Raw genomic sequence first — 12,616 nt, 5'->3', positions numbered from 1 at the left:
ATGCGCTGCGTCGTGTTTTTATCGGCTCGGCTGCGGTAAAGCGGCAGAAATCTGTTTCCCGCTTGCTCATGGAAACAGGCGAAATCAGGAAAACAAGGGCAATCTGCCATCCGCCCTGTCAGGCGGCACAAGCGGGAAGTTTAGCGCATCGTTATGCCGAAATCAAAAAAGGTCGTCTGAAACCTGATTTTCGGTTTCAGACGACCTTTCCATCCTTCGGTCAGATTCGTAATTTATAACCAAAAAAGAAGGGCGCAATCTTGCGCCCTGACGAGATGATTTTGAACTGGGGTCGTCTGAAACTCAAAAACGGATTTTCAGACGACCTTTTGCCTTTTCCTTAATGCTCTCAATTATGTTCCCAATCGACGTGTTCGCTCAAGAAACCGCCGCTTTGGTGCGCCCAGAGTTTGGCGTAGAGGCCTTGTTTCTCGAGCAACTCGGTGTGACTGCCTTCTTCGATGATGCGGCCTTTGTCCAAGACGATGAGCCTGTCCATCGCGGCGATGGTGGAGAGGCGGTGGGCGATGGCGATGACGGTTTTGCCGTCCATCATTTTGTCGAGGCTTTCTTGGATGGCGGCTTCGACTTCGGAGTCGAGCGCGCTGGTGGCTTCGTCAAGCAGCAGGATGGGCGCGTCTTTGAGCATGACGCGGGCGATGGCGATGCGTTGGCGTTGTCCGCCGGAGAGTTTCACGCCGCGTTCGCCGACGTGGGCATCATAGCCGCGCCGCCCTTTGGCGTCGGAAAGGTTGGGGATAAAATCGGCGGCTTCGGCGCGTTCGGCGGCGGAAATCATTTCGGCATCAGTCGCATCGGGACGGCCGTAAACGATGTTGTCGCGCACGGAACGGTGCAGCAGCGAGGTGTCTTGCGTCACCAAACCGATTTGGGCGCGCAGACTTTCTTGGGTTACGCTGTCGACGTTTTGCCCGTCAATCGAAATCGTGCCGCTTTGCGGTTCGTAGAAGCGCAAAAGCAGGTTGACGATGGTGGATTTGCCCGCGCCGCTGCGTCCGATCAAGCCGACTTTTTCGCCCGGGCGGATGGTGAGGTTGAAGCCGTTGAGCAGCGGTTTGCCGGCTTCGTAGGAGAAATCGACGTGTTCGAACTTGATTTCGCCTTGTGATACTTTCAACGGCAGGGCTTTGGGCTTGTCGAGGATGGTGTGCGGTTTGGACAGGGTTGCCATGCCGTCGTTGACGGTGCCGATGTTTTCAAACAATCGGGCGGATTCCCACATGATGTGTTGCGACAGGCCGTTGACGCGCAACGCCATGGCGGTGGCGGTGGCAACTGCGCCGACGCCGACTTGTCCGTGATACCAAAGCCAGATGCCCAACGCGGTCGTGCCGGCGGTCAGCGAGCTGTTGACGATGAAGCTGCAAGTGTACAGGAGCGTCGCCAAACGCATTTGGGCGTGTACCGTAACCATAAATTCTTCCATCGACTGCTTGGCGTAGGCCGCTTCGCGCGCGCCGTGGGAGAAGAGTTTGACGGTGGTGATGTTGGAATAGGCGTCGGTAATGCGGCCGGTCATCAGCGAACGCGCATCCGCCTGCCGCGCGGCGGTTTTGCCGAGCTTGGGAATCAGGAAGCGCATCACCAAGGCGAAGCCGATAATCCAGCCGATAAAGGGCAGCAGCAGCCAGCTGTCGAACGAAACCAAAATCACGCCGGAGGTGATGAAATACACCAGCACATACACAACCATGTCGGCAACCGTCATCACCACGTCGCGCATCGCCAGCGCGGTTTGCATGACTTTGGCGGACACGCGGCCGGCAAATTCGTCCTGATAGAAACCGAGGCTCTGCCCCAGCATCAGGCGGTGGAAATTCCAGCGCAGGCGCATGGGGAACACGCCTTGCAGGGTTTGCAGGCGCACGTTGGATGCGAGGAAGGTCCAAAGGGCGAAAAACACCATCATCCCCGCCATTGCCGTCAATGCCCAGCCTTTTTCGGCAAACAGGGTGGCGGGCGTGTATTTGCCGAGCCAGTCCACGACTTTGCCCATAAATTGAAACAGCAGGGCTTCCATAATGCCGATACCGGCGGTAAACACCGCCAAAACGGCAATCCATTTGCGCAAGCCTTCGATATTGCTCCAGACAAACCGCCACAGCCCTTTTTCAGGCGTTTTCGGGGCGGCTTCGGGATAGGGGTCGATTCGGGATTCGAACCATGAGAATATTTTTTGAATCATTGTATTGTTTTGATTGAGATAGAGTGGATTTCAGACGACCTCTACGGTGGGGACGGGTCGTCTGAAAACAAGTATCGTGAGTTAAAGGCATTATTTTACGGGAAAAAACGGCGGGAAGACACCGTAAAGAAGTCGGGACGGACAAAGTGCCGTGATTGATGAGAGGTCGTCTAATTTAGACGGGAACACAACAAGCCACAAAAGGGCTTACACAAATCAACAACAGAACTGATGGTGCTGACTTTAAGTTCGAGAAAAAAGAATAAAATACTATAAGAAGTTATATTTTTATGATATATATAGAAGGCATATGGAATTGGTAAAAATACCGGAGAATAGTAATGTCAAAATTCAGCTATAAAAAATTGTTTAAGAAATTGATAGATATAGAAATGAAAAATACAGAACTCATGGAAAAAGCAAAGGTAAGTAAAAGTACATTTTATAAAATAAAAAATGGTAAAAACGTTACTACTGATGTTCTACTAAGAATATGCAATGTATTGGAATGTGATATTTCAGAGATTGTAGAATGTGTTAATGATTCTTTGGAGGAAATATAAGATGAATTTAATTAGCTTGTTTTCGGGAGCTGGTGGATTAGATTTAGGTTTTGAAAAAGCCGGATTTAATGTAGTCGCAGCAAATGAATATGATAAAACGATTTGGGAAACATATGAAAAAAATCATAAAACAAAACTTATAAAAGGAGATATTTCTAATATTCCTTCAGACATGTTTCCGGACTGTGATGGAATTATAGGAGGACCACCGTGTCAATCATGGAGTGAAGCAGGTTCTTTAAAAGGTATTAATGATCCGAGAGGACAATTATTTTATCAATATATACGCATTTTAAAGGATAAAAGCCCTAAGTTTTTCCTTGCTGAGAATGTTAAGGGAATGATGGCAAGACGACATAATGATGCGGTTGAGAATATAGTTTCTCAATTTGAGGAAGCTGGATATGATGTTTTTATTCATTTGTTAAATGCAAGTGACTATGGTGTTCCACAAGATAGAAAAAGAGTTTTTTATGTAGGTTTTAGGAAGGATATGAGAGTTAAATTTGAACCTCCAAAACCCTATGAAACTAAATTAACTTTTAAAGATACAATTTTTGATTTGAAAGATTCTGCAATGCCGGCATTAGAAAAAAATAAAACTAATGGAGATAATTGCAAAGTCTTGAATCATGAATATTTTATTGGTGAATATTCACCTATTTTTATGAGTAGAAATAGAGTTAGACAATGGGATGAGCAGGCATTTACAGTTCAAGCTTCAGGAAGGCAATGTCAGCTACATCCTCAGGCACCGGTGATGCCTAAAATAGAAAAAAATAAGAATATATTTGAGCCGGGAAAAGAAATACTTTACAGACGATTAACAGTGCGAGAGTGTGCCAGAGTTCAGGGGTTTCCTGATGATTTCAAATTTTACTATACGAATTTAAATGATGCCTATAAAATGATTGGCAATGCTGTACCGGTAAATCTTGCATATGAAATGGCTAAAGCGATTATATCCGCTTTAGATAATTCAAGTGTAAATAGTAATATATTAAAAACCGGAACAGATGATTAATTGGAGGTTAGTCATGAGCAATAAAAGTAATAATCAAGGAAGAACATATGAATACTCTTATTTAATTACATTATTTGAAAAAATATCTGAAAAAAGACCGGCGAAAATTGAAGAAAATAGTAGTTACTTTGCAGCAAAAAGAGCGTGGAATACTTTAACTGAATCTGAAAAAACGATATATAAAGTTAGTGCCTTGGCAGGAGTCAATACTATATTTGACCTTGAGCCTTTGATTTTAGATGATGGTGATGATGAGCTTGAACTAAAAATTCAATCGGACGATAAAGGCAAGGAAGGCGACGTAAGAGATGTTTTGATTATCAGACGAGGTATTGAATGGGAAATTGGTTTAAGTGTTAAGCATAATCATTTTGCTGTTAAACATAGTAGGCTGTCAAAGAACTTGGATTTTGGAAACAAATGGTATGGGGTGAATTGTTCCAAACAATATTGGAAAGATATTAAACCTGTATTTGAATATCTTGATATTGAGAAACAAAAGGGCTCTAAGTGGAGCGATTTACCTAACAAAGAAAATGATGTATATATCCCACTGTTGAACGCTTTTAAAGGTGAACTAGAACGACAAAACAGTTTGTTTGGAAAAGATATACCAAGACTTATGGTTGAGTATTTGCTTGGAGAATTTGATTTTTACAAAGTTATTGGAATTGATAGCAAACGAACAACTCAAATTCAAAGTTATAATTTAAGAGGCACTTTAAATCAGCAGGGGAATAAGAAAAAGAGAAGCATTGAATTGCCAATATCAACACTTCCGACACGAATTGTAAGTTTAGAATATAAACCAGATAGTAAAAATACATTGGAGTTGTATCTTGATGGGGGTTGGCAATTTAGTTTCAGAATTCATAATGCTTCGACTAAAGTAGAACCAAGTTTGAAGTTTGATATCCAAATTATAGGGATGCCTATCACTATTGTTTCGATAGATTGTAGATGGGAATAAATTTCTGTTAAGAGGTGATTTTATGAATCTAAAATTGTATGATTTTGAAAAAAGAGTATCATACTGAATTCTTTGGCATTAATCTTCGTGTCGCATTTTGTATCTTTATCAAAATTTGGAAATCCTTGACAGTCAAAAGGTACACCTGTCTTTGGATGCTTTAGTTTGCCAACTTCATATCAAAAGGTCGTCTAAAACCAAACACGGTTTCAGACGACCTTTTGATTGTTGGATTTCCAATCCAAACTACGCTTGCTCAATACCGGTAAACCCGACGCGCGGGATACGGGCGCGGGTAAGGCGGGTAGGGATAGCCGTAGCGGTGGACCGACTCGCTGTCTTGATAAATGACGGTCGTTCCCGGCGGGGCGTTGACGGTAACGGTTTTGTTGATGGTGGTTTGGGAATGGACGGGCAGGTCGAGGACGGCAGTGCGCCCGTAAGGGGTTTCGGTGTAGAAACAGCCGCCAAGTGCGGTCAGCGTGAAGGCGTAGAGCAGGAGCTTCTTCATGGGTTTCCTTCATTCATAACGAAACGGTAAGGGGTCGTCTGAAACATGGTTTCGATAAGTTTGAAACCGCTTTTATAGTGGATTAACTTTAAACCAGTACGGCGTTGCCTCGCCTTGCCGTACTATCTGTACTGTCTGCGGCTTCGTCGCCTTGTCCTGATTTAAATTTAATCTACTATAGGTTTTCAGACGACCCTTTTTATCGCCAACATCCTTAACTTTAAATACGGCATATCATCAAATTCCGTCATTCCCGCCTTAGCCTGTCCTCGCGCAGGCGGGGGCGGGAATGACGACAACCGGTAAGTTGCGTATCGAAAATAAAGTCATTTGACTATATCCAGCCGACGGGATGAGGCAGCGGTTTTCAGACGACCTTTCCGCTTACCTTAACACGGTCTTCGTCCAACGGCTGACCCATTGTTTCTGTTTGGTGTCGATGTCGTTGCGGCTGGGCGAGTCGGTGTGTTTCGGGGCTTGGGCGAACTCGAAGACTTTGGGCAGCGGCGTGTTTTTCACGGCGGGATAGACCCACATTTCGGTCGGCAGGGCTTTTTGCACTTCGCCGCTTTGCAGCCACTGTACGAGTTTCGCCGCCAGCTCGGGTTGTTTCGCGCCTTTCAAGACTGCCGCGCCTTCGACTTGGCGGAACACGCCGCCTTTGAGGAAGAGGTTGCCGGTCGGCGGCACGCTGTATTTGCCTTTGGAGTAGTGAACTTCGGCGGCGGGGCTGGCGGCGTAGCTGACGACGAGCGGGTAGGCACCGCCGTTTTGGGTGAAGTCGGTGTAATAGGCTTCACTCCAGCCTTTGGCGACTTTCACGCCGTTTTGACGCATCTGCGCCCACCATTTGAACGCGCCCTCTTCGCCCATGCCGCCGATGTTTGCCATCAGGAAGGCAAGTCCGGGCGAGGACGTGGCGGGCGACGGTGTAACCAGCAGGTTTTTATATTCGGGGCGGGTCAAGTCCTGCAAGGTTTTGGGCAACGGCAGTTTTTTCTGTTCAAACCATTTTTTGTCGTAGTTGATGGTAACGTAGCCGTAATTGACTGCCGCGATAACGGGCATCCCCGCCGAAACGGGCGAGGATTTGGGCTGCGTCGCCGCCAGTATGCCTGCTTCGCGCGCTTTGCCGATATTGGCGTTGTCCAAACCGTACACCGCGTCGGCAATCGGGTTTGCCTTGCTGAGAATCAGCTTGTTGAGCATTTCGTTGCCGCTGCCCGCTTTGATGACGGAGACTTTGGCGTCGTTGGCTTTTTCAAACTGCGCGATGGCGGATTGGGGCAGGCTGAAGGATTTGTGTACGGCAAGGCGCACTTCGGTTTGGGCGGATAAGTTTGCCGAAGCCAGCAAGAGGGCGAGGGCGGATAATTTCAGTTTCATTCTCTAACCTTTGTACGGGTAAAATAAGAAACATCATAACAAAATCCGCACCAACACACGACATGAACCTTTCTCCCGTTTGGCTCTTTGACCTCGACAACACGCTGCACAACGCCGATGCCGGCATTTTCTATATCATCAACCGCGCCATGACCGACTACATGGCGCAACGCCTTAAGCTTTCCGAAGAAGCGGCATCCGACCTGCGTCAGGACTATTGGCACCGGTACGGCGCGACGCTTGCCGGCCTGCAAATCCACCATCCCGAAATCGACATACGCGAGTTTCTGCGCGAAAGCCATCCCATCGCGCAAATCTTGGCAAAATTGGAGGGCATGGAGGGAACCGAAAGCGTTTTAGGTCGTCTGAAAGGACGCAAAGCCGTTTTTTCCAACGGCCCTTCGTTCTACGTCCACGCCATCATCGGGGCATTGGGTTTGGAAAACCGTTTTGACGCACTCTTCGGCACGGACGACTTCGGGCTGCGCTACAAGCCCGACCCGCAAGCCTACCTGACCGTCTGCCGCCTGCTCGACGCTGCGCCCGAACAGTGCATCATGATCGACGACAGCGCGGACAACCTGCACCAAGCCAAAGAGCTGGGCATGAAAACCGTATGGTTCGGCAGCAAAGCCCATCCCCTGCCCTTTACCGACGCCGTTGCAAAAGATATGCAGGCGCTCGCCGAATGTGCCGAAAAACTGTCGGCACTCGTCTGAAACCTTTACAATATCGGGTTTGAACAACGGCACCAAGCCGCCCGACCACAAGGACAACCATCATGCGATACACCGCCCTCATCCTCGCCGCTGCAGCCGCCCTGACCGGCTGTACTTGGGAAACCTACCAAAACGAATCCGGCCACACCTCCCTGCGCCCCAAATACGAAAAAGGCACGCGCATCTATTACGAAGACGGCACCTACTCCCGCGATATGCGTTACAACCAATACCGCCCCGAACGCCGCACCCTCAAACCGCTGCACGGCGACCAAGAAAACGTACGCGGCACGACATGGAACAAACCCCAAGGCGCCGGACAAGCCGCGCCCGAAACGCAAACTGAGGAATAATCCGCCCGTAGAGGTCGTCTGAAACCGTCTTTTCCGTTTCAGACGACCTCAAACATAACCGCCATCCCGTTCGTCCCATATCTGCCGTCCTTCACAAGGAGAAAACCATGCGTTCCCTCGCCCTGATTTTCGTTACCGCCGCCATCCTGAGCGGCTGCACCACAGACCGCTACGACTTCGACAGCCGTCCTGCCGACACATCCGCACGCACGCCCCTGAAACCGACCACACTCGACCGCTTGGAACGCGGCAGCCATGCCGACTCTTACCGGTTCACCCCCAAACCCAATAAACCATAACCTCCAAACGTCCACACGCCAAACCCAAATAAAAAGGTCGTCTGAAACCCCAAAACCCCGTTCAGACGACCCCTAAATACCCCCTTCATCAACATTGCATTCGAGAAAGCCCATCATGTCCGCCACACCCCTCAACATCGTCATCCTCGCCGCCGGCAAAGGCACGCGCATGTATTCCAAAATGCCCAAAGTGCTGCACCGCGTCGGCGGCAAGCCCATGGTCGAGCGCGTTATCGACACCGCCGCCGCGCTCCATCCCCAAAACATCTGCGTCGTCATCGGACACGGCAAAGACCAAGTCTTGGACACCGTCAAACGCGACGTCTTTTGGGTTGAACAAACCGAACAACTCGGCACCGGCCACGCCGTCAAAACTGCCCTGCCCCACCTCGCCGCCGAAGGTCGCACGCTGGTGCTGTACGGCGACGTTCCCCTGATTGACACCGCCACCCTCGAAACCCTGCTCGAAGCCGCCGGCAGCGAAGTCGGCCTGTTGACCGACGTTCCCGCCGACCCGACAGGCTTGGGTCGCATCATCCGCGACAGCCAAGGCAGCGTAACCGCCATCGTCGAAGAAAAAGACGCCGACGCCGCCCAAAAAGCCGTCCGCGAAATCAACACAGGCATCCTCGTCCTGCCCAACGCCAAACTCGAAAACTGGTTGAACAGCCTCTCCAGCAACAACGCCCAAGGCGAATACTACCTGACCGACCTCATCGCCAAAGCCGTTGCCGACGGCATCAAAGTCCATCCCGTCCAAGTGCGCGCCTCCCACCTCGCCGCCGGCGTGAACAACAAACTCCAGCTCGCCGAACTCGAACGTATCTTCCAAACCGAACAGGCGCAAGAATTGCTCAAAGCAGGCGTCACCCTGCGCGACCCCGCCCGCTTCGACTTAAGAGGTCGTCTGAAACACGGACAAGACGTCGTGATTGACGTCAACGTCGTCCTCGAAGGCGACATCGAAATCGGCGACAACGTCGAAATCGGCGCAAACTGCGTCATCAAAAACGCCAAAATCGGCGCAAACAGCAAAATCGCCCCTTTCTCCCACCTCGAAGACTGCGAAGTCGGACAAAACAACCAAATCGGCCCCTACGCCCGCCTGCGTCCGCAAGCCCGCCTTTCAGACGACGTACACGTCGGCAACTTCGTTGAAATCAAAAACGCCGCCATCGGCAAAGGCACCAAAGCCAACCACCTCACCTACATCGGCGATGCCGAAGTCGGCAGCAAAACCAACTTCGGCGCAGGCACAATCATTGCCAACTACGACGGCGTGAACAAATACAAAACCGTCATCGGCGACGAAGTCCGCATCGGCTCCAACTGCGTCCTAGTCGCCCCCGTCACCCTCGGCAACAAAGTAACCACAGGCGCAGGGAGCGCGATTACCCGCAATGTCGAAGACAACAAACTCGCCCTCGCCCGCGCCCGCCAAACCGTGATCGAAGGCTGGGTGCGTCCGGAAAAAGGCGATGAGAAATAGAGCAGTAAACCGCCTTTCTCCTAGCTTCGTACTAACCAAAAAGGTCGTCTGAAAACTTAAAACAACAAGTTTTCAGACGACCTTTCATTTAACTCTACAAGCTCGAAATAAACCCAGCCCGTAGCGTGGGCTTTGCCCGTGAACCTGTTGTCTGACAATCCAAATCGAGCAGTTATCTTTATATTCATTTCGTGGGCAAAGCCCACGCTACCCGTTGCAGCAACAGCAACCTGTCCCTTCCCCCGTCTGGCGGGGGAAGGTTAAGATGGGGGTGGCTTCTGAGGTTTAGGTAAAATCAAATTCGTGCAATCCGCAGAACCACCCTCTCCCCAGCCCTCTCCCGCCGGACGGGAGAGGGAGCAGGTTGCAGATAAAAACGAGGTCGTCTGAAAACTTTGAGATTTGAGTTTTGGAGAAACTCGCTCCCGATTTTTCAGACGACCTCGTTTATTCAATCAATACAGGCTTGGGATAACCCAAGTAGCGTGGGCTTTGCCCACGAAATCTGCTATCTAAAAATCCAAATCAGACAACAGCCGAATGGGCATCCATTTCGGCATTTATCTCGCGGGCAAAGCCCACGCTACTCATTGCAGCAACAGCAACCTATCCCTTCCCCCGTCTAGCGGGGGAAGGGATAGGATGGGGGGGGGTGGCTTCTGAGGTTTAGGTAAAATCAAATTCGTGCAATCCGCAGAACCACCCTCTCCCCAGCCCTCTCCCGCCAGACGGGAGAGGGGGCAGGTTGCAAGTTAAAACAAGGTCGTCTGAAAACTTTGAGATTTGAGTTTGGGAGAAACTCGTTCCCGATTTTTTCAGACGACCTTTACTCAATCAAAACAGGCTTGGGATAAATCAGGTAGCATGGGCTTTGCCCACGAATCTATCATCCAATAATCAAAATCAGACAACAGCCGAATGGGTATTCATTTTGGCTTCCATTTCGCGAGCAAAGCCCACGCTACTCGTTGCAGCAACAGCAAACTGTCCCTTCCCCCGTCTGGCGGGGGAAGGTTAGGATGGGGGTGGCTTCTGAGGTTTAGGTAAAATCAAATTCGTGCAATCCGCAGAACCACCCTCTCCCCAGCCCTCTCCCGCCAGACGGGAGAGGGGGCAGGTTGCAAGTTAAAACAAGGTCGTCTGGAAACCTAGTTCACATTTTCAGACGACCTTGTTTGCCATGTCCGCCTTGCCCGTATTCAAACCGTCCTAACGCTCGATGCCGCCACACAGCCGTTCGACAATTTCCGCCGCGCTGCCGGGGCGGCACAGTCCTGCGTTTTGTCCTGCCCAAAATGGGGAAAAGTCATAGCAGCCTTGTTTTTCGGCGGCGGCTTTCAAGGCGCCGACGGCTGCGCCTGCCAAGGGAAACGGGAGTGCCGCGTCATTCATCGGACCGGCTTCGCGTATGAAACGGTTGTAAAGCCCGCGCGCCGCGCCGCCGCTGAACAAGTTGGTCACTACGGTATCTTCGGGACGGGCGGTTTGGATGGCGGCGCGGTGGGCGGGTTTGGTCAGGGCTTCGTCTGCGAGCAGGAAGGCGGTTCCGACCTGCACTGCGGATGCGCCCAATTCCAGCGCGGCGCGGACGGCAGCGGCATCGGAAACGCCGCCTGCGGCTATAACGGGCAGGCGCACGGCGTTACGGATGGCGGGCAACAGGGCGAACAAGCCGCTTTGGCTGTCGGGATGGCGGTTTAAAAACCATCCCCGATGACCGCCCGCTTCCCACGCTTGGGCAATCACGACATCCGCGCCGTTTTGTTCCAGCCAGACGGCTTCTTCGACCGTCGTCACGCTGCTCCACACTTCCGCGCCCGTCGCTTTGACGCGCTGCAAGTATTCGGGCGCGGGTAAGCCGAAGTGGAAGCTGACCACAGGCGGGCGGTAACGCTCCACACATGCCAACGCATCGGCATCAAACGGCTGCCGTCCGCCGCCGCTGGGAATGTCGTTTTCCGTCAGCCCGTAAGCCTCGAAATACGGACGCAACACGGCAAACCATGCGTTCTGTTGCGCGCGGTCGGCAGACGGCGTGCGGTGGGCAAAAAAATTGAGGTTGTACGGACGGCCTCCGCCCTCCTGCTTCATCCGTGCCAACGCTTTTTCCAAACCCGCCGCGTCGTACATCGCCCCCGCCAACGAACCCAAAGCACCGGTTTTACCGACAGCCAAAGGCAGCTCTGTATCATGTGCAAACGCCATCGGCGCTTGAATCAGCGGATAACGCAGCGAGGATAAAATACGGCTCATGTCAGTTTCTCCTTGTAATCTGTTTGGTCAGCCAGCTTGAAATTTCTTCAGTTTATAGTGAATTAACTTTAAACCAGTACGGCGTTGCCTCGCCTTGCCGTACTATCTGTACTGTCTGCGGCTTCGTCGCCTTGTCCTGATTTAAATTTAATTCACTATAAATACGCGGACTGACCATGTGGAACATGGCTGAATTTTGCCACAAAAAATAGTCAGACATGGTTGCAAGGTCGTCTGAAAACAAACCTTAGCATTTTGTGTTAAGCGAGTGTTTGTGAAACCGAACATGTTCGGAAAGCAAACCCCGTCCCATTCAATCAGATATAGAAAAAGGTCGTCTGAAAACCCTGTTTCGGGTTTTCAGACGACCTTTGCTTTGCCTTCAAACAGGCTTTAGATCAGGATTACCATTGGTAGCCGACACCTGCGGTCGCGCCGTAGTGGCCGCGTGAGTTGCCGGTAGCCGTACCTTTGATGACCCAGTTGCCGCCGTCGGAGATGCTGGAGAAGCCGACTGCATAACCGCTTTCACCGCGGTAAACGCCGCCTGCAACCGCCATCATGCTCTTACCAGGCAGGTAGGCTTGCGGCAGACCGGCCACCGCCATTGCTGCTGCGGTACCGGCTTTAGAGTCGCTTTCAACATTGTCGATACGTTGGTTGATTTGGTCGCCCATGTTCACCACGTAATTGCCGATGTTGGTCACACTTTGGTTAATCGCCTGGTTGGTGTAATACAACTGGCTGCCGTTGATCGCATCGGTAGAATCCGCCGATACCACACCTGCCGCCACACCTTGTACCTGACGGGTCTCGTCCGTGCCGTTGCCGACGGTAACGACA

The 12,616-nt window shown here is 51.0% G+C and carries 12 protein-coding genes; 7 read left to right on the top strand and 5 right to left on the bottom strand.

Translation table 11 applies throughout. The annotated features are described in order from the left end of the window. Window positions 1-349: 349 nt before the first annotated feature. Complete coding sequence (locus DBZ16_RS09135) at window positions 350-2,206, bottom strand: ABC transporter ATP-binding protein (protein ID WP_107813775.1); 1,857 nt, start codon at window positions 2,204-2,206, stop codon at window positions 350-352. 341 nt (window positions 2,207-2,547) lie between these two features. Here DBZ16_RS09135 and DBZ16_RS09125 point away from each other — a divergent pair, with 341 nt between their 5' ends. The 3 genes from DBZ16_RS09125 to DBZ16_RS09115 are packed head-to-tail and all read left to right on the top strand — an operon-like array spanning window position 2,548 to window position 4,763. Further along, window positions 2,548-2,769 carry a helix-turn-helix domain-containing protein gene (locus DBZ16_RS09125; protein WP_107813773.1) on the top strand — a complete coding sequence of 74 codons (222 nt, stop codon included), beginning with the start codon at window positions 2,548-2,550 and terminating at the stop codon, window positions 2,767-2,769. A 1-nt stretch (window position 2,770) separates the two neighbouring features. Further along, the gene (locus DBZ16_RS09120) at window positions 2,771-3,793 is read left to right on the top strand and encodes a DNA cytosine methyltransferase (protein ID WP_107813772.1); all 1,023 of its coding nucleotides are present in this window, start codon (window positions 2,771-2,773) and stop codon (window positions 3,791-3,793) included. 13 nt (window positions 3,794-3,806) lie between these two features. Continuing rightward, window positions 3,807-4,763, top strand: coding sequence for a HaeIII family restriction endonuclease (locus DBZ16_RS09115; protein WP_107813899.1), 957 nt, complete (start codon window positions 3,807-3,809; stop codon window positions 4,761-4,763). A gap of 256 nt (window positions 4,764-5,019) precedes the next feature. Here the strand turns inward: DBZ16_RS09115 and DBZ16_RS09110 are convergent, their stop codons facing one another. Then, on the bottom strand, window positions 5,020-5,274 hold the full coding sequence (locus DBZ16_RS09110; protein WP_107813771.1) for a methionine-binding protein: 255 nt from the start codon (window positions 5,272-5,274) through the stop codon (window positions 5,020-5,022). A gap of 384 nt (window positions 5,275-5,658) precedes the next feature. Further along, the gene (locus DBZ16_RS09105; RefSeq protein WP_107813770.1) at window positions 5,659-6,660 is read right to left on the bottom strand and encodes a thiamine ABC transporter substrate-binding protein; all 1,002 of its coding nucleotides are present in this window, start codon (window positions 6,658-6,660) and stop codon (window positions 5,659-5,661) included. Window positions 6,661-6,722: 62 nt separating this feature from the next. Between DBZ16_RS09105 and DBZ16_RS09100 the strand changes: the two genes are divergently transcribed. The 4 genes from DBZ16_RS09100 to glmU all read left to right on the top strand — a co-directional run bounded on the left by DBZ16_RS09100 (window position 6,723) and on the right by glmU (window position 9,520). Continuing rightward, a complete protein-coding gene (locus DBZ16_RS09100) occupies window positions 6,723-7,379 on the top strand; it encodes a pyrimidine 5'-nucleotidase (protein ID WP_107813769.1) in 657 nt (218 codons plus the stop codon). A gap of 62 nt (window positions 7,380-7,441) precedes the next feature. Then, window positions 7,442-7,732: a hypothetical protein gene (locus DBZ16_RS09095; protein ID WP_003743185.1), complete on the top strand. Its 291-nt coding sequence runs from the start codon at window positions 7,442-7,444 to the stop codon at window positions 7,730-7,732. A gap of 107 nt (window positions 7,733-7,839) precedes the next feature. After that, complete coding sequence (locus tag DBZ16_RS09090) at window positions 7,840-8,031, top strand: hypothetical protein (protein WP_016687857.1); 192 nt, start codon at window positions 7,840-7,842, stop codon at window positions 8,029-8,031. Window positions 8,032-8,146: 115 nt separating this feature from the next. Beyond that, window positions 8,147-9,520 carry a bifunctional UDP-N-acetylglucosamine diphosphorylase/glucosamine-1-phosphate N-acetyltransferase GlmU gene (gene glmU, locus DBZ16_RS09085; protein WP_107813768.1) on the top strand — a complete coding sequence of 458 codons (1,374 nt, stop codon included), beginning with the start codon at window positions 8,147-8,149 and terminating at the stop codon, window positions 9,518-9,520. Window positions 9,521-10,729: 1,209 nt separating this feature from the next. Here the strand turns inward: glmU and DBZ16_RS09065 are convergent. Both DBZ16_RS09065 and DBZ16_RS09050 read right to left on the bottom strand, forming a co-directional pair. Then, a complete protein-coding gene (locus DBZ16_RS09065; RefSeq protein WP_107813764.1) occupies window positions 10,730-11,773 on the bottom strand; it encodes an NAD(P)H-dependent flavin oxidoreductase in 1,044 nt (347 codons plus the stop codon). A 404-nt stretch (window positions 11,774-12,177) separates the two neighbouring features. Beyond that, window positions 12,178-12,616 (bottom strand): YadA family autotransporter adhesin (locus DBZ16_RS09050; protein WP_205836788.1); only part of this gene is annotated, 439 nt, incomplete at its 5' end.

Source organism: Neisseria sicca (genome assembly GCF_003044565.1).
In the GTDB taxonomy this organism is placed as follows: domain Bacteria; phylum Pseudomonadota; class Gammaproteobacteria; order Burkholderiales; family Neisseriaceae; genus Neisseria; species Neisseria sicca_A.
Note: the sequence above shows the minus strand (reverse complement) of the source record. Positions and strands in the feature narration are given on the sequence as shown.

Excerpts from the sequence above, each read along its gene's own strand:
- DBZ16_RS09135 (WP_107813775.1), bottom strand. The coding sequence starts at position 2,206 with ATGATTCAAAAAATATTCTCATGGTTCGAATCCCGAATCGACCCCTAT.
- DBZ16_RS09125 (WP_107813773.1), top strand. The coding sequence starts at position 2,548 with ATGTCAAAATTCAGCTATAAAAAATTGTTTAAGAAATTGATAGATATA.
- DBZ16_RS09120 (WP_107813772.1), top strand. The coding sequence starts at position 2,771 with ATGAATTTAATTAGCTTGTTTTCGGGAGCTGGTGGATTAGATTTAGGT.
- DBZ16_RS09115 (WP_107813899.1), top strand. The coding sequence starts at position 3,807 with ATGAGCAATAAAAGTAATAATCAAGGAAGAACATATGAATACTCTTAT.
- DBZ16_RS09110 (WP_107813771.1), bottom strand. The coding sequence starts at position 5,274 with ATGAAGAAGCTCCTGCTCTACGCCTTCACGCTGACCGCACTTGGCGGC.
- DBZ16_RS09105 (WP_107813770.1), bottom strand. The coding sequence starts at position 6,660 with ATGAAACTGAAATTATCCGCCCTCGCCCTCTTGCTGGCTTCGGCAAAC.
- DBZ16_RS09100 (WP_107813769.1), top strand. The coding sequence starts at position 6,723 with ATGAACCTTTCTCCCGTTTGGCTCTTTGACCTCGACAACACGCTGCAC.
- DBZ16_RS09095 (WP_003743185.1), top strand. The coding sequence starts at position 7,442 with ATGCGATACACCGCCCTCATCCTCGCCGCTGCAGCCGCCCTGACCGGC.
- DBZ16_RS09090 (WP_016687857.1), top strand. The coding sequence starts at position 7,840 with ATGCGTTCCCTCGCCCTGATTTTCGTTACCGCCGCCATCCTGAGCGGC.
- glmU (WP_107813768.1), top strand. The coding sequence starts at position 8,147 with ATGTCCGCCACACCCCTCAACATCGTCATCCTCGCCGCCGGCAAAGGC.
- DBZ16_RS09065 (WP_107813764.1), bottom strand. The coding sequence starts at position 11,773 with ATGAGCCGTATTTTATCCTCGCTGCGTTATCCGCTGATTCAAGCGCCG.